Here is a 21,775-nt window from a genome sequence, read left to right on the forward strand (position 1 = left end):
TATCAACGCAACCTTTTGATAGAGGCCAGCGCCGAGGCAAGCGCGGTGCGAAAATCGGCAGGATTATAGGAATTGGGCTCTTCCACCGCGGCATAAGCCTTGTTGATGCTCGACCGGATGCCCGCCGCCGCGCCCGGTGTCACGCGCCCGCTGGTCACAAGGCCGTTCAAAAGCGTATCGACCGCCATCACCGCCTGAACGCTGCCCGAATAATCGGTAAAGCGCGGGCGAAGCGCGTTGCTGCCGATAATGTCGATCACGTTGAACGCATCCGAATTGGCATAGGCGCGCTGTGACAAGGCGTTGGAGAGCGCCCCTGCCCGCCGCGAAAGCTGCATGGCGGCCTCTCGCGGGGATGCGCCGCTGCCACCCAGAGCGCCGTGGAAATCGCGGCTCGCCTGTTTGAAGGCATCGGCCTGTCCCGGAACAAGAGCCCCCGCGACCGCAGTCAACATGATGATGCTCTCATCATTGAAAGGTGCGTTGCCGAACGGAATTGGACGCCCCGGATTCTCTTCAAAGGTCAGCCGGCGCTGGTTCGAATCCTGAATCTCGCGGTGGCACGAATGGCAGTCGAAGAAGTAATACTGCGGGAAGACCCCTTCCATCGCATATTCGGGATTGGCGAAAAGGCCGGTCGCACGCTTCACCGCCTCTGCCTGACCCACCGCCCAGAACCGCACCGCGTTGGGCGCGCGTTTGCGGCGTTTGTAATCGGCATCGATATCGTGGTGCTGTTGCAGCGCGCTGAAAAGGTCGAGTTCGAACGAGACGCGCGGGTGGCCGGCCGCCATCATTTCGTGGGTCACAAACTGTCCCGGCTTGGTCGAGCCATAGTGGCAATCCAGACAGACATTGGCGCGAACCTTGGGGTCGGAAAGCGGGATGAGGCCGTCCGCCACGTTCGAGGCATGGGTCGCGGGCACAGCATAGTGGCTCGACAGCCAGGCATCGCCCGCAGGCCCGTGGCAGCTTTCGCAGCCCACCCCGTCGGACAGCTGGAACTTGGCGCCGCGCTCAACGCCCGGAATATAGGTTGCATGACACCCAAGGCAGTCCTTGGCCTGTGTCGCATTGCCGAGCCCGAGGCTGCGCGCAATCTGTTGACCCCGGCGCCCGGCCAGCACCGCATAGGCGCGGCTGTGCGCGCCGCTTGCCGAGGATGGTTCCTGCCAGGTGGCGATTTCGTCCTGACGCACCACAGCGCCATTGCCCTCTGCACGGCCATGACAGGTCGAGCCGGCACACGACGCCACACCCTCAAGACTTGAGGCGATGGTGGTTGAAGTGGTGGATGGAAGAGCCAGCAGCAGCCCGAACGCGGCGATAACACGCAAAACGGCGCCATCGAAGCGGCGCAGTGACCTTAGAAAATCGCCAATCGGCCCGGAAGCAATTGCCCCAAAAATAGCTGGCCTAGAAACCGTCATCTCTTCCCCCCTCGAGATGCTACACTTCTGCGTTTTTCTGGAAAAAGGCGCAAGGCCCGACGGGACCGCCACCCGAACTTTCCAAAAAATTCTACCGTCGGCTTAGCCCGATACACCAAGCAAAGCTTGTAAAGTACCGACACTTCGCCTGACCCGTCTGAGCCCGCCCCAGATGGGCCTGATCCGTGGGGCCTAAAGTGTCCTTTTGGCCCTGTGATGATTGTTCCAAGCTTCGCAGGATGATGCAACCTTCAATTGCGGATAGCTGTCAAATTCGATCAAAAAAGTGACGCAGAACACAAAAAGGCCCCGAAACATGGGAGTTTCGAGGCCTTTTGATGAAGTTGGTTCAGCGAACGGGCGTTTAGCCGCTCGCAAGCGCGATGTGGCGCTTCATGTGGTGGTCGATGTTGCCGAACTCGGAATCGAAGATCGTCAGGCGCTTGAAATAGTGCCCGATGGCGTATTCATCGGTCATGCCGTTGCCGCCGTGGATCTGGATCGCTTCTTCGCCGATGTGATGCGCCGCCTGGCCCACACGGACCTTTGCAGCGGACACCGCCTGCTTGCGCTCACGCTCTTCTTTTTCGAGGCGCAGCGTTGCAAGATAGGTCATCGAGACCGAGCACTCATACTCGGTGTACATATCGACCATGCGGTGCTGGAGCACCTGGAAGCTGGCGATCGGAACGCCGAACTGCTTGCGCTGCTTGGCATATTCGAGCGTCATGGCGTGTGCGACCTTCATCGCGCCGCACGCTTCTGCGCATTGTGCGGCAATCGCTTCGTCGGTCACACGCTCGATCAGCGGGAAGGCATTGCCTTCTTCACCGATGAGGGCGTCTGCGGGAAGGCGCACATTCTCGAAATAGACTTCCGATGCGCGGCGCCCGTCGACGGTGGCATAATCGCGGGTGGTCACACCTTCGGCAGATTTGTCGACGATGAAGACGCTGATGCCTTGCTTGTCGGTTTGCTCGCCGCTGGTGCGGGCGGTGACGACAAGGTGGCTTGCCCAAGGCGCGCCGATGACGACCGCCTTGTGGCCGTTGAGAACGTAGTCGCCGCCGTCTTTCTTTGCCGAGGTTTCAAGATTGGCAAGGTCATAGCGTCCGCGTGGCTCTGCATAGGCGAAAGCGAAAACACGCTCGCCAGAAACGATGCCGCCGATGTGCTCTTCCTTTTGTGCCGCGGTGCCCGCGTGCTTCAAAAAGCCGCCTGCGCACACAACGGTGGGCACGTAAGGCTCTACCACGAGGCCTTTGCCGAACTCTTCCATGACAACCATGGAATCGATCGCGCCGCCGCCAAAGCCGCCGTCTTCCTCGCTAAAGCTCATGCCGAGGATGCCGAGCTCTGCCAGCTGGCTCCAGACCTCGCGGCTCCAGCCGGCGTCGGTTGCGATCAGTTGGCGGCGCTCTTCGGCACCGTATTGTTCGCGGACCATACGCGACAAACCATCGCGCACCATGTCCTGCTCTTCAGTGAAATTGAAGTCCACTTTGTGTTCCCTCCGGTGTCCTAACGCCTTAAAGGCCGAGGATCATTTTCGTGATGATATTGCGCTGGATTTCGTTCGATCCGCCATAGATCGAGGTCTTGCGCATATTGAAATAGGTCGCCGCCGAATGCTGGGCGTAGTCGGGACCGATCTGATACTCGTTCGAGCCGTGATCTGCGATGCTGCCGTACATTGGCGTGCCATAGGAGCCCACCGCTTCGAGCGTGAGTTCGGTCAGGCGCTGCTGGATTTCGGTGCCCTTGATCTTGAGGATCGAGCTTTCAGGACCCGGACCCTTACCGGCCTGTTCGCCAGCGAGCGTGCGAAGTTCGGTGATTTCAAGCGCGGCGAGATCGATTTCGAGCTGGCTCACCTTGCGGGCAAAATCGAAATCTTCGATCAACGGCTTGCCCTCGAGGGTTTCCGCAGCTGCAATTTCGCGCAGCTTTTCAACGCCGCGCTTCGAACGGGCAACGCCTGCGATGCCTGAACGCTCGTGCGCGAGAAGGAACTTGGCATAGGTCCAGCCCTTGTTCTCTTCGCCCACAAGGTTTTCGACCGGCACACGCACATCGGTGAGCCATGTTTCGTTGACCTCATAACCGCCGTCGATCAGCTTGATCGGCTTCACTTCAACGCCCGGCGTTTTCATGTCGACGAGGATGAAGGAGATGCCTTCCTGCGGCTTGGCTGCGTCCGGGTCGGTGCGGCACAGGAAGAAGCCCCAGTCAGCGTGTTGTGCCAAAGTGGTCCAGGTCTTCTGACCGTTGATCACATAGTGATCGCCATCGCGCACGGCAGTGGTCTTGAGGCTGGCAAGGTCGGACCCTGCGCCCGGCTCAGAATAGCCCTGACACCACCACTCTTCGCCCGAAAGAATACCGGGGAGGTGCTGTTTCTTCTGCTCTTCATTGCCGAAGGTGTAGATCACCGGGCCGACCATGGAGACGCCGAAAGGAAGCGGCATGAAGGTGCCGACGCGCGCGTTTTCTTCGGACCAGATATAACGCTGTGTCGCGTCCCAGCCGGTGCCGCCGTATTCAACCGGCCATGCAGGAGCAGACCAGCCTTTCTTGCCGAGGATCTTGTGCCACGCGGTCATGTCTTCAGGCGACATGTCTTCGCGGTTGCCCATGCCCTCAAGGTGCTTTGGGTGGTTTTCTTCGATGAAGGCGCGCACTTCTTCGCGGAAGGCGTTTTCTTCGGGCGTGAATTCGAGGTTCATGCTCTCTCTCCGATTGATCTGGTTGCCGCCCTCCTGCCATACCTTACGTAAACGTCAAGGGCTGTTTCATCGCATTTCGGGCGCGAAATATTCGCACCAAAGCAACGGTGCGCCGGCAGCTTTGGATGCACGTTATCACACGATGCCCAAAGCCGTAAGGGAAGCCGCCATACCGCATCCTCTGAAGCACGGGACCAAGCGGGCGCGTGAAAAAATTTTTCGCGCTCGCCATGCGGCCCTTCCGAGCGATTGTTCCGGTCCGCAGCAGGACGCTTGTCGAATCAGGCAAACCCGCCAAGTGCGTAAATCACGCTGACGATTGCGGCGCTGGTGAAATTGGACAGCGTGCCTGCGAGAAGCGATTTCATGCCGAGCGCGGAAATCTCGCCCTTGCGCTCCGGCACGGCTGCGCCAAGCCCCGCGATGAGGATCGCAAGCCCTGCGAAATTGGCAAATCCGCACATGGCGATGGTCAGCACCACTTGCCCCTGAACGCTGAAGCTTTCGGCATTGGGGGCAAAATTTGCATAAGCGAGAAATTCGTTGAGCACGATTTTCTGGCCCAGATAAACGCCCGCCTGCGCCGCTTCTTCCCAAGGAACGCCGATGATGTAGGAGACAGGGGCAAAGAGATAGCCGACAAGCAGCTCCAGGCTCAGCTCTGGCCAGCCGACGAGGCCGCCGATCCCGCCAAGGATGCCGTTGAGCAGGGCGATACCGGCAACAAAACCGATCAGAACCGCAATCACGCTGAGCATGATCTGCATCCCCAGGGTCGCGCCATCGGTTGCCGCCTCGATCAGGGTCGATGCGTCCGAAAGGCTCGCAGGGTTGGTGTTATCGCCTTCCTCAAGGTCGAAGGCCTCGCCCGTTTCAGGGACGAGCAACCGCCCGAACAACAGCCCGCCCGCCGGCGCCATGAAAGCAGCGGTCAGCAGCAGGTCGGAGCGGATACCGAGCGCGGAATAGGCAACCAGTACGGTGCCCGCGACGCTGGAGAGGCCGAGCGACATCATCACGAACAATTGCGCGCGCGAGATTTTCTTCAAATAGGGCAGGATGGTGAGCGGGCTTTCGGCCATGCCGACAAAGATATTGGCCGCCGCACAGGTCGATTCCAAACGCGAAGCGCCCGTGATAAACCGCAAAGCCCCGCCGATGATGCGGATCACCCATGTCATCACGCCAATGTGGAACAGCACGCTCATCATGGTCGCGATGAAGATGATGATGGGCAAGACCTGCACTGCGAGGATCAACCCTTCGCCCGGGTTCGCGAGCGAGCCGAAGACAAAGCCAATGCCGGCGTTGGCATAGGAGATCGCCTCGACAACGCCGCTGGATAGGGTTTGCAGGATGGCCTGACCCACAGGCGTCACTAGCGCGAGGATAGCCACCGCGATCTGCAAGCCCAGCGCGCGACCTGCGTTCACATAGTGGATGGCGCCGCGTGCTTCGGAGAAGAGAACCCCAAGCGCCAGCATCACGGCAATTCCAACAAGACCAATCAGCGAACTTCTCCTTCGGGCGCAGTCGCGGATGCTCTAACGGCGAATTTTCCAACTTTGCAAGCCAGCGGCAAAACGATTGTAGGGACAAAATGACGCAAAGGCGCCCCGCGCATGTCCAGCTTGCGCTAGCGCAGCACCGCGCTCTTGGCGCTGTCGCCGCCACGAAACACCAGTGTTTCCGGCGATGTCCCGCCCCCGACGTTGACGCTATTCACCTGCCTTAGCCAGATATCGGTGAGGACCTGCGCATTGATGGTAAGTCTTGCGCCCACCCCCGGCGATGCGCCTTCCTGAAAAACGAGCAGGCTGGCACCTTTAACCTCGGTACCGAGCAGGGTCAGCTCAAGCGGCTCACCATCTGCTGCGATCGCAAACCGTTCCACCGCATAGCGCGCAAAGGCCCGCCTGCTTTCAATGTCACCCAGAAGGTCGGCTGCCTTCATCCCCTGGTGACGAAGCGCGTGTTCGGCATCGTGCAAGGGGATGGTGTGCACCACTTCGATCTGCCCGGTGCGCGGGTTATGTTCGACAGTGGTGATCGCCGCCTTTTGCTGGTGCGCAGCCGCCGGAACAGCGAGTGCCAGCATCAATAGAGTGACGATCCAGCGCAGCATTATTCGCCGCCCTCATCTGCCGCCCCTTCCTCAGCCTCTTTCGCGCCCTGCTGCACCTCGGCCATCAGGTCGCGGCCAGAACGCGAGGTTGGGTCGGGGCTCTTGAACGCCTCCACCCGGCTATCGATAATCCGGCGCGGGTAATAGTTGTTATTGAGGTCAGCATCGGCCGTCTCCCAATCGGGATCGAGGACCACTTCGACAAGCTCTTTTTCACGCGGATAGACCAGCAGCTTGGAAACCTCGCGCGAATTGCGCCTCCAGATTTCAGCCGGGATCATCATGCGCTCGCTCGTGCCGTCGGCGAATTTCAGATCGAGGATGATCGGCATCACCAGCCCGCCGATGTTGGAGAAGCTCAACACGTAGTAATTGTTGTCCTCCTCAACCGCGCGGTCGAACACGCGGCGCTCCCAATCGTCTAGCCCGTCGAGGAAGCTTTCATACTTCTTGGTGTCGCGCGGCGTGACGGTGAAACGGTCGTTCTCGTCGTAGAAATCGGTCACGCCCGGATTTTCGAGAACCCAGATCGGCAGGTTCTGTTCGCGGTTCAGGCGAACGCCCACTTTCTCCGGCTCATCGGCCAGACGCTGACGCGCGCGAGCAAGATCAATGTCGGGGTTTGCCGTATCCATCCGCATGCGGTGGATGGAATCCAGGGAAATATCGACATGGTCGGTGGTGTAGAACCAGCCGCGCCAGAACCAGTCGAGATCTGTGCCCGATGCCTCTTCCATGGTGCGGAAGAAATCTTCGGGCGTTGGTCGCTTGAATTTCCACCGGCGCGCATATTCACGCAGCGCAAAGTCGAACCGCTCGCGCCCCAAAATCGTATCGCGAAGGATGTGGTAGGCCGCAGACGGCTTGCCATAAGCATTGGGGCCAATGTTCAGGACGCTATCGGATTGCGTCATGATTGGGACCTGCTGGCTCGACGTCATATAGGGGATGAGGTCGCGCGGCAGGCTGCGGGTCCATTGGACGTCGGGGTCCCATTCGTATCCAGCCACGCTGTCGAGGAAGGAGTTGATCCCTTCATCCATCCACGTCCACTGACGCTCATCCGAGTTCACCACCATCGGGAAATAGATGTGCCCGATTTCGTGGATGACGACGCCGATAAGGAATATCTTCTCGCTTTCCGAATAGGTGCGCGTGCCATCATCCTGAAGCGTCGTGCGCGGCCCGTTGAAGGTGATCATGGGATATTCCATGCCGCCCACCGGACCGTTCACGCTTTGCGCGGTCGGATATGGGTAATCGAAGGAATAGCGCGAATAGACCTTCATCGTGTGGACCACGGCCGCGGTCGAATATTTGCGCCACAGCTCGCCGCCTTCCTTGGGCCAGAAAGACATGGCCATGACGGTTTCGTTCTCGGCCCCTGGCTGTTTATGCGCCTGCGCATCCCAGATGAACTTGCGGCTTGTCGCCCAGGCAAAATCGCGCACGTTCTGCGCGGTAAAGCGCCAGGTTTTTGTGCCGGTGGGGTTGGAGCTTTCGTTGGCAAGCGCCTCTTCGGGCGTCACGATGAACATCGGCTCATCGGTTTTGTTGCGCGCCTGAGCCAGACGCTGACGTTGCGTAGCGGTCAGCACGGCTGCGGGGTTGGCAAGGACGCCGGTAGAAGAAACAATGTGGTCGTTGGGGACCGTCATCGACACATCATAGTCACCAAATTCGAGCGTGAATTCGCCGCGGCCAAGGAACTCCTTATTGTGCCAGCCTTCGTAATCCGAATAGGCGACCAGCCTCGGGAACCACTGGGCGAAAAGGAACAGGTCGTTGCCCCCTTCGCGCTCATCATCAGGGAAGTGTTCATAGCCGGAGCGCGCAAAGATCACGTTCTCTTCAACAATGTTGTAAGCCCAGTCGATGTTGAAGCTGACGCTTTGACCGGGGCGAAGCGGGCTGGCCAAGTCGATGCGCATCAGCGTGCCGACAATGGTGTGGTCGAGCCGGCGGCCACTGGTGAGCTGCACACGGGAAATGTCATAGCCGTAGGTGTTATCGGCCATTGCCTGTTGCCGGCGAAGCTCTTCGAGGGAGAGGCGCGAAGGCTCATCCCCGCGCCCCATCGAACGCGCTGGCCCGCGACGGCCCGGACCACCGAACGTATCGGTGAGCTCTGCCATGCTGTCGTTGCGGAAACGGTTCTGGTCAAGCTGCATCCAGATCCACGGCAGGGTATCGGGCGATTTGTTCGTGTAGGTGATGGTGGCGCGCGCGGTCAGGCGGCGGCCATCTTCGTCAAGTGTCGCATTGATGCGATAGTCCGCCTCCTGCTGCCAATATTGGTGGCCCGGCGCGCCGCTCGCATTGCGATAGACATTGGGGTCGCGCAGCACTTCGTCCAATTGGCGGAACTTGTCTTCAAAATCGCCCTTGGTCTGCTGGATGCCTTGCGCAAGAGCAGGCGAAGAGATGAAAAGCGCGATAAGAAGGGCAAGAAAACGCAAAAGACTATCCTTTGGGATCGTTCGCTGGGCAGTAAGCTTGGCGGGGTAATGCGCGCGGCACGCGGCTGCAACCGCTAATCGCGAGGTTAGTTTGGAGAGGTTGCTGACGCACGATTGCTTCACCGGCGCGCAACAATAATTCCGTCATTGAACAAGTTGATGCCCCGGCAAGGAGTGTTTCATCAACTTGCGGCCCTTCAGGCGAGCGCCTCGGCCAACCGTTCCATGAAGCGCGCGCCCTGCTCCAACTGGTCGATCGCGATCCACTCATCGGGCTGGTGCGCCTGCTCGATCGAGCCGGGGCCGCAGATGACAGTGGGGAAGCCGCCTTGCTGGAATTGCCCTGCTTCTGCGGCATAGGACACCTTGGAGGGCGGTGAATTTTCTCCGGTCAGCGACTGTACAAAGGCCACCGCATCCTCGCTCCCCGCATCACCTAAAGGCGGGGCATCGGCGATTTTGGTGAAGGTGACGCCGGCTTGGGGAAAGCGTGCAGAAAGCTCATGATTGAGCGCCTCGCAGCGGGCCTTGAACGGCGCAAGCAACTCGTCTGCGTCAAAGCCCGGAGGGCAGCGAAGGTCGAACTGAAACTCTGCGTGGCCCGCCAAGATATTGGCCGCCTCGCCCCCCTTCATCAACCCGATGGTCAGCGTCGGGTAAGGCGGGTCAAAGCCGCTTTCAGGGTCGCCATTGGCCTTGAGCCTGCGCGCAAGCTCGATCAGCGAGTGCATCAGGTCGACGGCGTGCTCATTGGCGGAGATACCGTGATTGACGAGGCTGGAATGTGCTTCTGCGCCGGTGACCTCGACCTTGAAAACGCTGATGCCCTTGTGACCAGTGACCAGCTTCATCAGCGTTGGTTCACCAATGATCGCCAGCCGCGGCGTCGGCACGCGGGCCTTCATCTGCTCGATCATCGAAGGCGCGCCAAGACAGCCGACTTCCTCATCATAACTGATCGCGAGATGGACAGGTTTCGCGCCCTTCACGAATTGCGGGACATAGGCGAGCGTCAGCGCGATAAAGCTCTTCATGTCCGACGTGCCGCGCCCGTAAAGCTTGCCGTCTTTCTCCACCGTCACGAAGGGATCGGAAGCCCAGTCCTGGCCATCGACGGGCACCACATCGGTGTGCCCTGACATGATCACGCCGCCCTCGGTTTCGGGACCGATAGTGGCGAAGAGGTTGGACTTGTTACCATCCGCATTGGCAACGCGGGTAGAGGTGACACCGTGCTGCTCAAGGTAACCTTCCACCCATTCGATAAGCGCAAGATTGGAATTTCGCGAAGTGGTGTCGAAAGCGATCAACTTATCAAGGATCGCGCGGGCCGTGGTGAGATTGGTCATGAACCCCGCTTAGCGCAGGATTTGGAGCGGGTGAAGGGAATCGAACCCTCGTCGTCAGCTTGGGAAGCTGCTGCTCTACCATTGAGCTACACCCGCTTGCGTGGGCAGCCTGCGAGGCTGCGCCGAATCGCCCGCTCAGCCTTTCGGCCAAGGCGCGTATTTGGTCAACACCCTCCATTCCTGCGAGCGGGCGGGTTCGCGGCGTCGGCCAGCGCGGTGGCTTGATCGAGATAGCCCTCGACCACGCGGTTATAGGCATCAAGCGCGCCTTCGAACCGGCCAAAGGTCATGTATTCAATCGCGCCCGATGCAATCCCCTTTTGCATGCTTTCATTGAGCACAAAATCTTCCATCAGGGTCGTCTTGGTAATCTGGTGGTTGTGCGCCCAGTGATCGGCCCTGTGGGCCTGCGCCTTGGGCGCGAGCGTCGCCAGGCGCAGCTGCGTTTTGGCAGGGCCAAGCGGCTCTGCATGGATCCAGGCGATGTGGTCCTGTTGCACCAGAAGCGAGCTTGTCGGCAGCAGGTTGTAGAGCACCTGCGCATGATCTCGCAGCCGCCAGTCCTCGCGCGTATCTGGGGCCAATCGCGCCATGCTCGACCTCATCAGGATCGAGCGCATATGATCGCCGAATATGCGGTAGGTCGATAGGTTATCCTCGAAAAAGGGGCCGATCGTGTCGCGGTGGGCGACCTTGAAATGATAGGCCTCGATCCCGCCTTCGACGATCAGTTTCCAATTGGCCTCGACCTCGATAGTCTCATCGGAGGCGAGAAACATGTCCTCGATGTCGAGCGCGGCAAGCTCTTCGCCAAGACCACCGAGAAAGCCGTCGATATCGACGTCCCCCTCCCCTCGCGCGCGGACCCAGATGAAGCCGTGGCGCTCCTCGCACATGAGACGTTTAAGACCGTAATCGGCCTTGTCCTCACCTGTGAACCCTTGCTTGAAATGTGGGGCAGCGATGAGCTTGCCCGCACTCGAATAGGTCCATGCGTGGTAGGGGCAGGTGAATTTGTGGCTACAACCGCTGCCTGCTTCGACCAGCTGCGTGCCCCGATGACGGCACACGTTGAGAAACGCGTTCGCACGCCCCTCTTTATCGCGAGTGAGCAGCACCGGCAGCCCCGCAAGGTTCTTGCGAAGGAAACTGCCCGGCTCTGCAAGCTCGCTGACATGCGCAGCAATGAGAGGAACCTGGCGAAAAAGGTGCTCGCGCTCAAGGTCGAAGCGTTCCTGGCTGATGTAACGCGAGACAGGACTGCGCGTCACCCCTTCGTCCAGGTAGAAGGTGCGTGAAGCCTTGATTTCAAGGAGTTCATCAATCAATTGCAGTTCAGTGTCGCGGTCCATGGCCTGCCTTCCATTCGACGTGACACAACGCTTACCTACCACTTGGTAGGTAAGTCAAGCGAGAGGACAAACCATGCCGTCAAAGCCATCCAACGGCACCCGTGAGCAGATCCTGGAAAGCGCGCTTTTGCAGTTTGCAGAGCGCGGCTTTTACGGCGCGAGCATTGCGAGCATCGTCAAGGAGCTTGGCCTTACGAAGCAGGCGTTGCTCCACTACTTCCCGACCAAGGAAAAGCTGTATGGAGAGGTTCTTCGCGGGATCTCGGAAGGGTTTGCAGGGCTCGATCAAGGTGCGCAGAAGACGGCGGACGATGCTGAGGATCAGGTGATCCGTCATTTCCTTGCTCTCAATCGCTATTGTCTTGCCAATGGGCCGCAGACGACACTGCTGCTGCGCGAACTGCTGGACAATCGTCCGCGCGCAGGGAATGTCGGCACATGGTATCTGACCGAGTTTCTGCGCACGATCATCGACAAGGTGAAAGCGGTTCCAGCCTGGCGAAACGCGAGCGATATGCAGGTTCTTGCGCTCGCCTACACCTGGCTTGGCGCCATCAATTACCACGCGATTTCGACGCCCACTCTGACCGGCATCTTCGGCAAAGATGAGATCGAAGCGCTGTCGCAAAAATACCCTGCGCAATTGGAGCGGCTGATCCGGTCCAGCCTTGCCGCAGGAGCGCCGGAGCAGCTTTAGGCAAAGGCCACAGGGGCGCCCGAAACCGGCCCTTCATGCCTTCCTGCACATGATGAGTGGACGCATTTTTTTGCGATCCTGAAAAGGCCTTTGCCGGAACAAGCGTTGCGTTTGCACGCTTGAACTGTCCGCACTTGGGCCTGCCGCCCTGCCGTCCTTGTTCATCACCATCACTGAACGCGGCGGGGCGGTACTTTTTCGGCACGCCAGTTTGACCAAAGCGTGCCCGATTGACGGTGTGAAAGCAATTTCTGTTCAATCAAAGCGCTGCTGGAATCCGATAAGAGCCTATCAAAAAGTGCACCTTGCGCATTGCTTTCTCGCCAGTCATGGCGTGGTCAAAGGATAGGAGAGACACCCATGCGCCAAGTTGACCATTTTATCGTAGGCGATAGCCCCGCACCGGTTCGCAAGCACCAGATCTGGAACCCTTCGACCGGCGAAGTGCAGGCCGAAGTCGCCCTTGCCGGCAGCGATCTGCTGGACAAGGCGGTCGAGACCGCCAAGCGCGTCCAGCCTGAATGGGCGGCGACCAATCCGCAAAAACGCGCCCGCGTGATGTTCAAATACAAGGAACTGGTCGAGGCCAATATGAAGGACCTCGCCGAACTTCTCTCAAGCGAGCACGGCAAGACCGTGCCCGATGCAATGGGCGATGTGCAGCGCGGCCTCGAAGTGGTCGAATACGCCTGCGGCATCCCGCAAGTGCTCAAGGGCGAATACACGCAAGGCGCAGGGCCCGGCATTGATGTGTACGACATGCGCCAGCCGCTCGGCATTGGCGCTGGCATCACGCCGTTCAACTTCCCGGCGATGATCCCAATGTGGATGTTCGGCATGGCGTGCGCGGCGGGCAATGCCTTTATCCTCAAACCTTCCGAGCGCGATCCTTCGGTGCCCGTGCGTCTTGCCGAGCTGTTCGTCGAAGCGGGCGCGCCCGAAGGGCTTTTGCAGGTCATCCACGGTGACAAGGAAATGGTCGATGCGATCATCGACCACGCCGATATCCCTGCAATCAGCTTTGTCGGGTCGTCCGATATTGCGCACTATATCTACCGCCGCGGCGCTGAAAACGGAAAGCGCGTTCAGGCCTTTGGCGGGGCGAAGAACCACGGCGTTGTAATGCCCGATGCCGACCTTGATCAGGTGGTAAACGATCTTGCTGGCGCAGCCTTCGGTTCAGCGGGCGAACGCTGCATGGCGCTTCCGGTCGTGGTGCCGGTGGGCGATGACACCGCAGAGCGGCTCAAGGAAAAGCTGATCCCTGCGATCCATGCACTTCGCGTGGGCGTTTCGACCGATCCCGATGCGCATTATGGTCCGGTGGTAACGCCAGAGCACAAGGCGCGCATCGAACAGTGGATCACCACCGCCGAGGAAGAAGGCGGCGAAATCGTGATCGACGGGCGCGGCTTCGAGCTTCAGGGGCATGAAAAAGGCTTCTTTGTTGGCCCGACGCTGATCGACCACGTGACGCCCGAAATGAGCTCTTACAAAGAGGAAATCTTCGGCCCCGTGCTCCAGATCGTGCGCGCAAAGGATTTCGAAGAGGCCGTGCGCCTTCCGAGCGATCATCAATATGGCAACGGCGTTGCGATCTTCACCCGCAACGGCCACGCCGCGCGCGAATTTGCAAACCGCGTTCAGGTGGGCATGGTTGGCGTTAATGTGCCGATCCCGGTGCCGGTTGCCTACCACTCGTTTGGCGGGTGGAAGCGTTCGGGCTTTGGCGACATCGACCAATACGGGACTGAGGGCCTCGCGTTCTGGACCAAGAAGAAAAAGATAACCCAGCGTTGGCCCGACGGTGGCGGCGACGGTTCGAACGCTTTCGTCATTCCGACAATGGGGTGATGTAAGGTGAGCGAGCGGACCCGCACAAGCTCCGGCTCTCCGTTTGAGGAGCAGTTCGGCTTTTGCCGCGCGGTCAGGCACGGCAATCGCATCGTGGTTGCCGGCACTGGCCCGGTGGAGCCTGACGGTTCGACCACGCGCGATCTGACGGGTGTGGGCGACGCCGCGGCGCAAGCCGAGCGGTGTTGCGCCATCATCATCGCTGCAATCGAAGAGCTTGGCGGCTCGGCCAAGGACGTCGTGCGCACGCGGATGCTGCTCACCGATTTTGCCGATCAGGAGGCCGTGGGCGAAGTTCATGCCCGCTATTTCGGCGAAGCGCGACCTGCTGCCACAATGGCAGGTGTTGCATGGCTTTGCCGCGCAGAGTGGAAGGTTGAGATAGAGGCCGAGGCGATCCTACCGGACTGATGCGCGCAGTTCGCGTTCGACCCTCGCCATCAACTCCTCCACATCGGCCATCGCGTCGAGTTCATTGTCGGAGATAAGCACGCGAGGTTCTGCATCGGCTTCGTCAATCATGATGACCGGCAAGGCGACTTCGCGCGCGCCACCAACCCCGAACTTGGGAAAGTCCTGCGTGAAATCATCGCGGTGGTAGAATTCGACTTCGGCATCAAGGCCTTGCCAGAACGCCTTCCAGTCCCCGCGCATCGACACCGCACCATAGGTCAGCGCGCATAGCGAGCACGGATAGGTCGCGGGGCGAACCGCCTTGTGCACCGCGTGCATCAACGCTTCGATCAGGCCGGTATCGGCGTTGTAAACGCAGATCAGGCGCGTGCGATCATGGCGGGACCCTTGGTTCATGAACATATATACGTGCGCACCTCCCGCTTGGTTACAGAAAATTTCGCATGGCTGCTGCGGCGTGTTCGCAAATGCTCCTATCATTTTGAGGACTTTTCTCGGACGGCGCGAGCGGTTACGCCCTCGCATTATGCAAGGACAATTTTCACTCACCGACGACCAGCTTGCGATCCAGGAAATGGCGCAGCGGTTCACTGCCGACAATATCACCCCGCACGCGGCCGAATGGGATGAGAAACACATCTTTCCCAAGGATGTGATCAAACAGACCGCCGAGCTTGGCTTTGGCGCGATCTACGTCTCGGAAGAAAGCGGCGGCATCGGGCTCGGGCGGCTGGAAGCGGCGCTCATCATGGAGGCGATGGCCTATGGCTGTCCCACGACATCCGCCTTCATCTCGATCCATAATATGGCCGCATGGATGATCGACGAGTTCGGCGGGCAGGAGTTGAAAGACCGCTATTTGCCCGACCTTATCGGGATGGAGAAGATCGCGAGCTACTGCCTGACGGAACCGGGCAGCGGGTCGGATGCAGCCGCGCTCAAGACACAGGCGAAGCTCGACGGCGATCATTATGTGCTGAACGGCACCAAGCAATTCATCTCAGGTGGCGGCGTCAACGATGTCTATGTTTGCATGGTGCGCACGGGCGAACACAAGACCAAAGGCATCACCTGCCTCGTCATCGACAAGGATACGCCCGGCGTCAGCTTCGGCGCGCCTGAGAAAAAGCTCGGCTGGAACGCCAGCCCGACCGCGCAGGTCATTTTTGAAGACGCGCGCGTGCCCGTCGCCAATCGCGTAGGCGATGAGGGCGAAGGTTTCCGCTTTGCGATGATGGGCCTTGATGGCGGGCGTTTGAACATCGGCGCATGCTCGCTTGGCGGGGCGCAAAGGTGCCTTGATGAAGCGATTGCCTACACCAAGGACCGCAAGCAGTTCGATACGCCTATTGCCGACTTTCAGAACACGCAGTTCATGCTCGCCGATATGGCCACCGATCTGGAAGCGGCGCGCGCGCTCCTCTATCTCGCGGCGGCCAAGGTCACCGACGGAGCGCCTGACAAATCGCGCTTTTCCGCCATGGCCAAACGCCTTGCAACCGACAATGGCAGCAAGGTCGTCAACGATGCGCTGCAATTGTTCGGCGGCTATGGCTATTTGAAGGACTATCCGATCGAACGCTTCTGGCGCGATCTTCGGGTGCATTCGATCCTTGAGGGCACCAACCAGGTGATGCGCATGATCGTGGGCCGGGATTTGCTGCGGCAGTAGGCCCGGCTGATGACCACCGAAACCTTCGCGATGACCACGCTTGTCATCCCGGAATACGATGACGCGATCGCGTTTTACGAAGGCAAGCTCGGTTTCACGCTCATCGAGGATACCGACCTCGGGGGCGACAAACGCTGGCTCGTCGTCGAAGCGCCCGGAGGCGGCCGCCTGCTCCTCGCACGTGCCACAAACGACGCCCAAACCGCCGCCATCGGCAACCAGACCGGCGGGCGCGTTGCGTTTTTCCTGCACACTGATGATTTCGCGAGTTCACACGAGCGCTTTATCGCAGCAGGGGTGGAATTTATGGAAGAACCACGGCACGAGCCTTATGCAACAGTCGCCGTGTTTGCTGATCCATTCGGCAACACGTGGGACCTGATTGAGGCGAAAGATAAAAATGACTGACCAAGTTCTCACCCGCGTAGATGGCCCGATCGGCTATATTACGCTGAATCGCCCGAAGGCGCTCCACGCTCTGACGCTTGAGATGTGCCACGCGATGAGCGAAGCGCTTACCGAATGGGCTGATGATGATGCTGTCAAAGCGGTGATCATTGACCATGCCGAAGGGTCACGCGGCTTTTGCGCAGGCGGCGATATCGGCTTCTTGCGCAATTCGGCGCTGAACGATGGCGGCGCTTCAGGGCGCACATTCTTCCACGACGAGTATCAGCTCAATCACCAGATGTTCGCCTATGAAAAGCCGATCGTAGCCTTCATGGACGGTGTAACGATGGGCGGCGGCGTGGGCATTTCCCAGCCCGCCAAATTCCGTGTGGCGACCGAAAACACCCGCTTTGCCATGCCCGAGACCGGCATCGGCCTGTTCCCCGATGTTGGCGGCGGCTGGTATCTTTCGCGCGTGGGCGGGCGAATTGGACAGTTCCTCGCCCTCACCGGCGCACGGCTCAATGGCGAAGAAGCCCTCTGGGCAGGGCTCGCCACGCATTACGTGCCCCACGACATGATCGAAACGCTGAAAGGTCGCATCGCCGAAAGGCCCGAGCGGATCGCCGGCATCCTTTCGGAGCCGGTCGGCAGCCCTCCCCCTGCGCGGATCGAGGAAAACGCGCTCAAGATCGCCAAGCACTTTGCCTCCGACAGCTACGAAGACATCCTCGCAAGCCTCGAAGCGGCTGCGGCGGACGGCGATGAGTGGGCGCAAAAAGAGCGCGATACCCTAGGCACAAAGAGCCCGCAGACCTGCAAGGTCGCGCTGCGTCAATTGGCCGAAAGTGCAAAGCTCACCGATTTTGCCGACAATATGCGGATGGAATACCGCATCGCGTCGCGCGTGCTCACCCGGCCCGATTTCGCCGAAGGGGTGCGCGCAGTGATCGTCGACAAGACACACGACCCGAAATGGGATCCCGCAACGCCCGAAGGTGTGACCGAGGAGCTGCTCGACAGCATCTTTGCGCCACTTCCGGCTGACGAAGAATGGAAACCCCTCAAATGACATTTGAAACCATCACCCACGAAACGAACGCCCAGGACAATGACGGCGTCACCCTGATCACCCTCAACCGGCCAAAGGCGCTGAACGCGCTGTCTTCGGTCGTGCTTGAAGAGCTGATCGAAGCCTTCGCAGCGTTCGAGGCTGACGACACGCAAAAATGTGCTGTTCTGACAGGCTCCGGCGAAAAGGCGTTTGCAGCAGGCGCGGACATCAAGGAAATGTCGGACAAGCCAGCAGCCGATTTCTATCTCGACGATTTCTTCTCCAAATGGACGTCGCATCTGGTGAAGGCCACGCGCAAGCCGTGGATCGCGGCGGTCAATGGCTTTGCCCTTGGCGGCGGTTGCGAGCTTGCGATGATGGCGGACTTCATCATCGCCTCGGACAACGCGAAATTCGGCCAGCCGGAAATCAATCTGGGCGTGGCTCCCGGCATGGGCGGATCGCAGCGCCTCACCCGCGCGATTGGCAAATCGAAGGCCATGGAAATGTGTCTGACGGGCCGGATGATGGGCGCCGAAGAAGCGGAACGCGCAAACCTCGTGGTACGCGTTGTGCCTCAGGCGGACCTTCTCGCCGATGCGCTCAAGACCGCAGCGACTATTGCGGGCAAGCCGCCAATGGCTGCGATTGCGAACAAGGAAATGGTCAACGCCGCGTTTGAAATGACGCTTGAGCAAGGCATCATCATAGAGCGCCGCATTTTCCAGATCCTCACCGCGAGCGAGGATAAGGCAGAAGGCATGGCCGCGTTCATCGAGAAGCGCGAAGGTCAGTGGAAGGGGCGTTGAAATGGAGCTTGTTACGAATGGCAGCCAGATTTTTGACAACATTAGCTACTTAGAAGAAGCGCTTAGAAGCGAAGATACTCGAGCTATTGATTTCATCAAGCGGGGTACGTGCTTTGTATCCTATGGACTTCGCGCACCTTGGAAGTTCGCCCCTTCCCGCTTCATCGGATATCAAGATAACACCTTCGAGAAGCACGCAGCCAATCAGGGTAAAGACGGAAGGGAAACGAACCCAGCCATCTCGTCTGCTTTCAAATCCGAGCCTCAAGCATCGGACGAGCTTGAAGAAGCCTACCGCGCGTATTGCCGGTTGATCGGCTTTGAACCGAATGCCACCGGCGCGTTCGGCGTCGAGAGAAAATATTGGGACCGGAGGAAATAACCGCATGAAAATCGCCTTTATCGGACTTGGCAATATGGGCGGCGGGATGGCCGCCAACTTGGTCAAAGCAGGCCATGACGTGCGCGCTTTTGACTTGAGCGAAGAAGCGCTTGCAGCAGCGAAGGCGGCAGGCTGCACGACCTTCACCAGCGCGAGCGAGGCCTGCTCAAGCGCGGAAGCCGTCGTCTCCATGCTCCCCAATGGCGGGATCGTGAAATCGGTTTACGAAGGCGATGTCTTTGGCACCGCTCCAAAGGGTGCGGTTTTCCTCGACTGCTCGACCATTGATGTTGCGACCGCAAAATCGGTGATCGAAACGGCCACTTCGCATGGATACGACATGGTCGATGCGCCCGTCTCTGGCGGGATTGCGGCGGCCAATGGCGGGACGCTGACCTTTATGGTGGGCGGGGCCGATGAAGCCTTCGCGCGCGCTGAACCGATTTTGCAAGCGATGGGCAAGGCGGTCATTCATGCAGGCGATGCAGGCGCAGGCCAGACCGCCAAGATCTGCAACAACATGCTGCTCGCCATCACGATGATCGGCACGGCCGAAGCGATGAAGATGGCGGAAAAGCTGGGCCTTGATCCGCAGAAATTCTACGAAATCAGCTCGCAAAGTTCCGGCTACAATTGGTCATTGAATGCTTACACGCCGCTTCCGGGCGTCGGTGTAGAGAGCCCGGCGGACAACGGATATGCGGGCGGTTTTGCGACGCCGTTGATGGTCAAGGACTTGCGCCTTGCGATGGAAGCGGCGGAGACGTCCGATGCAGCAGTGCCCTTGGGCGCGCGGGCAGCGGCGCTTTACGAGGATTTCCTGGGGGCTGGCAACGAGGCGCTCGATTTCTCGGCAATCATCAAGACCTATTCCTGATCAAGCGCGGTTGATTTCGGCAATCATGCGTTCGAGCCATTCGCGCGGGGCTTTCCTGCGGCCGATATTGGCGACGAATTCCTGTCCACGCGCAACGCTTTTGAGCCTGCCACCGCGCAGCCAGCGTTCCGGCTTATCGTGGTAGGATAGACCGCCGCGTTTGAGCCACTGCGGGCGGTGCCAAAGGCTGGGCGGCCCGCCGGCCACTGTCAGCCGCAGGGCATCGCTCGCACGGCTCGCCACCCGTCCTTCACCGCGCCAGACAACATCATTGGAATGGTGCATTGCAAGGGCATGGGGGTGGCCAAGCTGCACCAGTTCATCAGGCGCCCCGTGCGAGAGCGCCGTGATCTCTTCCACCCGCAAATAGGCAAAGATGCGATGGTGCGGCTCGCCCGTTTCCTCCTCGGCAAACAGGCCGAAGAAGAGAAACACATCACCCGGCCCCACGCCCTGCCGCTCGAGATGGGTTTGCGCCGCGCCGCATTGGCCAAACACGCAAGTGCCTTCCTCCAGAAACATCGGGTCATGGTGACACAGATCATCCGCGCCTAACTTCCCGCGGCTCGCCTTTGTCGCGTGGCTTTCCAGACCAAGGTCGCCATAGCTCGTGCTGCTCGCCGCCCCTGCCGGAATGGGCAGCGTCACAGGTGCACCATTTACGATCGGCGACGGCCCGCCACCGGCGCTGGAATCGAAACCTTTGCGTGAAAATATGATGCGCATTGGGCACGGGTCCTAGCTGCGCTTTGCCATGCACGCGACAAATTGTTGTCGCATCAGGCACTTTCCTTGCTATGCGCGTTGGCAGTGAGCGGGCCGAGGGTCCGCTTTGCGAAGGAAAGTTTCGGATAATACGCTGATGCAGCGTCTCTTTACCAATATTGGCTGGCTTTTGGGCGGGCGCGGAATCAACGCGCTGCTTAGCCTTGTCTATCTCGCGCTTGCCGCGCGCACGCTTGGGCTTGAGCAGTTCGGGCACTTTGCGACGATCATCACGCTTGGCCTTGTTGTCACCGGCGTTGCGAGCTTTCAGACGTGGCAATTCATTGTTCGCTGGGGCGCCAACGGGGGCGAACCTTCACAAGAAGCAACCGGCGATGCCATCGGCTTTGCAATCGCGCTCGACCTCTTTTCCTTTGCCATAGGCGCCGCCCTTTCCGCAGGGCTGGTGTGGAGTTCCTCCTATTGGCTGCCTCTGCCTGACGACCTTTTGTGGCTGACCTTTGGCTATTGCGTCATTTCGCTTCTGGCGATGCGCACAACGCCAACGGGGCTGCTGCGTTTGCATTTCAAATATGCCGTCGCCACCGCAGCCGAGACGGTGCAACCCGTGGTGCGCACAACCGGCGCGATTTTGGCGTGGGCGTATATGCCCAGCGTCACGGGCTTTATCCTTGCCTATGCGGTGTCGGAAGTGGCCGTCGCGCTTACCCTTTGGGTTGTTGCGGCGCGATACGAGAAAATTGATCTGTCGAAGGTCAGCCTCACCAAAATCCCCGCGCTTCACAAGGACGTATGGCGGTTCGTATGGTCGACCAATATGTCGGGCAGCCTGTCGGTTGCAGGCAAACAGGGCGTCGTGTTGCTGGTCGGGACTTTCGGCGGTGCGGCGCTTTTGGGCGGATTTCGCGTGGCAAGCCAATTGGGTCAGGCTCTGGTCGCGCTTGCCCAAGCCATCTCCAAAGCCATTTTGCCGGAACTTGTCCATTCGCAGGAAGATGCGCTGATGATTGCGCGGCGAATGGCCAATGTGGCGTTGATCGGCGGGATAATCGCGGTGCTGGGCGCGGTGGTATTCGGACGCCTCGGCCTTGACCTTATCGGCGGGCCGGAGTTTCGCGGGCGCGGGTTTTACTGGGCGATGGTGATCCTATCCATCGCAGGCGCGGTTGAGCTTGTTGGCGCAAGTCTGGAATCGCTGCTGGTATCAGCAGGGCGCGCGGGCACGGCCTTTATCGTGCGCGCAGCCCCCACCCTGCTCGCCTTCGGTTTGCTTGATCTGGCCATCGGTTGGAACGGCGCTCTGGGCGCAGCCTTCACCGTGCTGGGATCAAGCGCGCTTGCGGTGATCGGGTTTTACGTTGCGATCCTGAACCTGCATCAGATCCGCATCGTGGTGGAGCCCGACGAGGATGCACAAATCCCCGCCGCAGACCCCAACGAGCGGCCTTGAGGTTTCACC

Annotated in this window: 20 protein-coding genes and 1 tRNA gene; 10 read left to right on the forward strand and 11 right to left on the reverse strand. The window is 59.7% G+C overall.

The features are described 5' to 3' along the window. Positions 1 to 2 precede the first annotated feature (2 nt). The 9 genes from MWU38_RS11385 to MWU38_RS11425 form a co-directional block, all read right to left on the reverse strand. A complete protein-coding gene (locus MWU38_RS11385) occupies positions 3 to 1,337 on the reverse strand; it encodes a cytochrome c family protein (protein WP_247271918.1) in 1,335 nt (444 codons plus the stop codon). A 457-nt stretch (positions 1,338 to 1,794) separates the two neighbouring features. Next, entirely contained in the window at positions 1,795 to 2,931 is a 1,137-nt protein-coding gene (locus MWU38_RS11390; protein WP_247271919.1) for an acyl-CoA dehydrogenase family protein, read from the reverse strand. Positions 2,932 to 2,959: 28 nt separating this feature from the next. Then, positions 2,960 to 4,156 (reverse strand): acyl-CoA dehydrogenase family protein, encoded by a 1,197-nt coding sequence (locus MWU38_RS11395; RefSeq protein ID WP_247271920.1) that lies wholly within the window; start codon positions 4,154 to 4,156, stop codon positions 2,960 to 2,962. 281 nt (positions 4,157 to 4,437) lie between these two features. Continuing rightward, complete coding sequence (locus tag MWU38_RS11400) at positions 4,438 to 5,643, reverse strand: nucleoside transporter C-terminal domain-containing protein (protein WP_348646889.1); 1,206 nt, start codon at positions 5,641 to 5,643, stop codon at positions 4,438 to 4,440. Between the two features lie 149 nt (positions 5,644 to 5,792). Continuing rightward, a complete protein-coding gene (locus MWU38_RS11405) occupies positions 5,793 to 6,281 on the reverse strand; it encodes a DUF6702 family protein (RefSeq protein WP_247271922.1) in 489 nt (162 codons plus the stop codon). After that, positions 6,281 to 8,740, reverse strand: coding sequence for a M1 family metallopeptidase (locus MWU38_RS11410; protein ID WP_247271923.1), 2,460 nt, complete (start codon positions 8,738 to 8,740; stop codon positions 6,281 to 6,283). Before MWU38_RS11410 ends, MWU38_RS11405 begins: the two co-directional genes overlap by 1 nt. A gap of 197 nt (positions 8,741 to 8,937) precedes the next feature. Continuing rightward, positions 8,938 to 10,089 (reverse strand): acetylornithine deacetylase, encoded by a 1,152-nt coding sequence (argE, locus tag MWU38_RS11415; protein WP_247271924.1) that lies wholly within the window; start codon positions 10,087 to 10,089, stop codon positions 8,938 to 8,940. A gap of 22 nt (positions 10,090 to 10,111) precedes the next feature. Then, positions 10,112 to 10,185, reverse strand: a tRNA-Gly gene (locus MWU38_RS11420). Between the two features lie 68 nt (positions 10,186 to 10,253). Next, entirely contained in the window at positions 10,254 to 11,441 is a 1,188-nt protein-coding gene (locus tag MWU38_RS11425) for an SRPBCC family protein (protein ID WP_247271925.1), read from the reverse strand. A gap of 73 nt (positions 11,442 to 11,514) precedes the next feature. Here MWU38_RS11425 and MWU38_RS11430 point away from each other — a divergent pair, with 73 nt between their 5' ends. From MWU38_RS11430 to MWU38_RS11440, 3 genes are all read left to right on the forward strand, one after another. After that, the gene (locus tag MWU38_RS11430) at positions 11,515 to 12,138 is read left to right on the forward strand and encodes a TetR/AcrR family transcriptional regulator (RefSeq protein WP_247271926.1); all 624 of its coding nucleotides are present in this window, start codon (positions 11,515 to 11,517) and stop codon (positions 12,136 to 12,138) included. Positions 12,139 to 12,498: 360 nt separating this feature from the next. After that, positions 12,499 to 13,992, forward strand: coding sequence for a CoA-acylating methylmalonate-semialdehyde dehydrogenase (locus MWU38_RS11435; RefSeq protein ID WP_247271927.1), 1,494 nt, complete (start codon positions 12,499 to 12,501; stop codon positions 13,990 to 13,992). 6 nt (positions 13,993 to 13,998) lie between these two features. Continuing rightward, positions 13,999 to 14,403, forward strand: a complete 405-nt coding sequence (locus MWU38_RS11440) for a RidA family protein (RefSeq protein ID WP_247271928.1) — start codon at positions 13,999 to 14,001, stop codon at positions 14,401 to 14,403. Here MWU38_RS11440 and MWU38_RS11445 read toward each other — a convergent pair. Then, positions 14,392 to 14,802, reverse strand: coding sequence for a hypothetical protein (locus MWU38_RS11445; RefSeq protein ID WP_247271929.1), 411 nt, complete (start codon positions 14,800 to 14,802; stop codon positions 14,392 to 14,394). The genes MWU38_RS11440 and MWU38_RS11445 overlap by 12 nt on opposite strands. A 130-nt stretch (positions 14,803 to 14,932) precedes the next feature. Here MWU38_RS11445 and MWU38_RS11450 point away from each other — a divergent pair, with 130 nt between their 5' ends. Genes MWU38_RS11450 through mmsB form a run of 6 tightly spaced genes read left to right on the forward strand, consistent with a single transcriptional unit; the run spans position 14,933 to position 19,590 of the window. Then, complete coding sequence (locus tag MWU38_RS11450; protein WP_247271930.1) at positions 14,933 to 16,078, forward strand: acyl-CoA dehydrogenase family protein; 1,146 nt, start codon at positions 14,933 to 14,935, stop codon at positions 16,076 to 16,078. Positions 16,079 to 16,087: 9 nt separating this feature from the next. Further along, entirely contained in the window at positions 16,088 to 16,486 is a 399-nt protein-coding gene (locus tag MWU38_RS11455) for a VOC family protein (RefSeq protein ID WP_247271931.1), read from the forward strand. After that, positions 16,479 to 17,540, forward strand: coding sequence for an enoyl-CoA hydratase/isomerase family protein (locus MWU38_RS11460; protein ID WP_247271932.1), 1,062 nt, complete (start codon positions 16,479 to 16,481; stop codon positions 17,538 to 17,540). The genes MWU38_RS11455 and MWU38_RS11460 overlap by 8 nt, the downstream gene beginning before the upstream one ends. After that, on the forward strand, positions 17,537 to 18,331 hold the full coding sequence (locus MWU38_RS11465) for an enoyl-CoA hydratase-related protein (RefSeq protein WP_247271933.1): 795 nt from the start codon (positions 17,537 to 17,539) through the stop codon (positions 18,329 to 18,331). The genes MWU38_RS11460 and MWU38_RS11465 overlap by 4 nt, the downstream gene beginning before the upstream one ends. A gap of 1 nt (position 18,332) precedes the next feature. After that, entirely contained in the window at positions 18,333 to 18,713 is a 381-nt protein-coding gene (locus MWU38_RS11470) for a hypothetical protein (protein ID WP_247271934.1), read from the forward strand. 4 nt (positions 18,714 to 18,717) lie between these two features. Continuing rightward, positions 18,718 to 19,590 carry a 3-hydroxyisobutyrate dehydrogenase gene (mmsB, locus tag MWU38_RS11475; RefSeq protein WP_247271935.1) on the forward strand — a complete coding sequence of 291 codons (873 nt, stop codon included), beginning with the start codon at positions 18,718 to 18,720 and terminating at the stop codon, positions 19,588 to 19,590. Here the strand turns inward: mmsB and MWU38_RS11480 are convergent, their stop codons facing one another. Next, positions 19,591 to 20,316, reverse strand: a complete 726-nt coding sequence (locus MWU38_RS11480) for a hypothetical protein (RefSeq protein ID WP_247271936.1) — start codon at positions 20,314 to 20,316, stop codon at positions 19,591 to 19,593. It lies immediately after the preceding gene. A gap of 136 nt (positions 20,317 to 20,452) precedes the next feature. Between MWU38_RS11480 and MWU38_RS11485 the strand changes: the two genes are divergently transcribed. Continuing rightward, positions 20,453 to 21,766 carry an oligosaccharide flippase family protein gene (locus tag MWU38_RS11485; protein WP_247271937.1) on the forward strand — a complete coding sequence of 438 codons (1,314 nt, stop codon included), beginning with the start codon at positions 20,453 to 20,455 and terminating at the stop codon, positions 21,764 to 21,766. Positions 21,767 to 21,775 lie beyond the last annotated feature (9 nt).

This window comes from Qipengyuania sp. S6317L1, assembly GCF_023015615.1.
In the GTDB taxonomy this organism is placed as follows: domain Bacteria; phylum Pseudomonadota; class Alphaproteobacteria; order Sphingomonadales; family Sphingomonadaceae; genus Erythrobacter.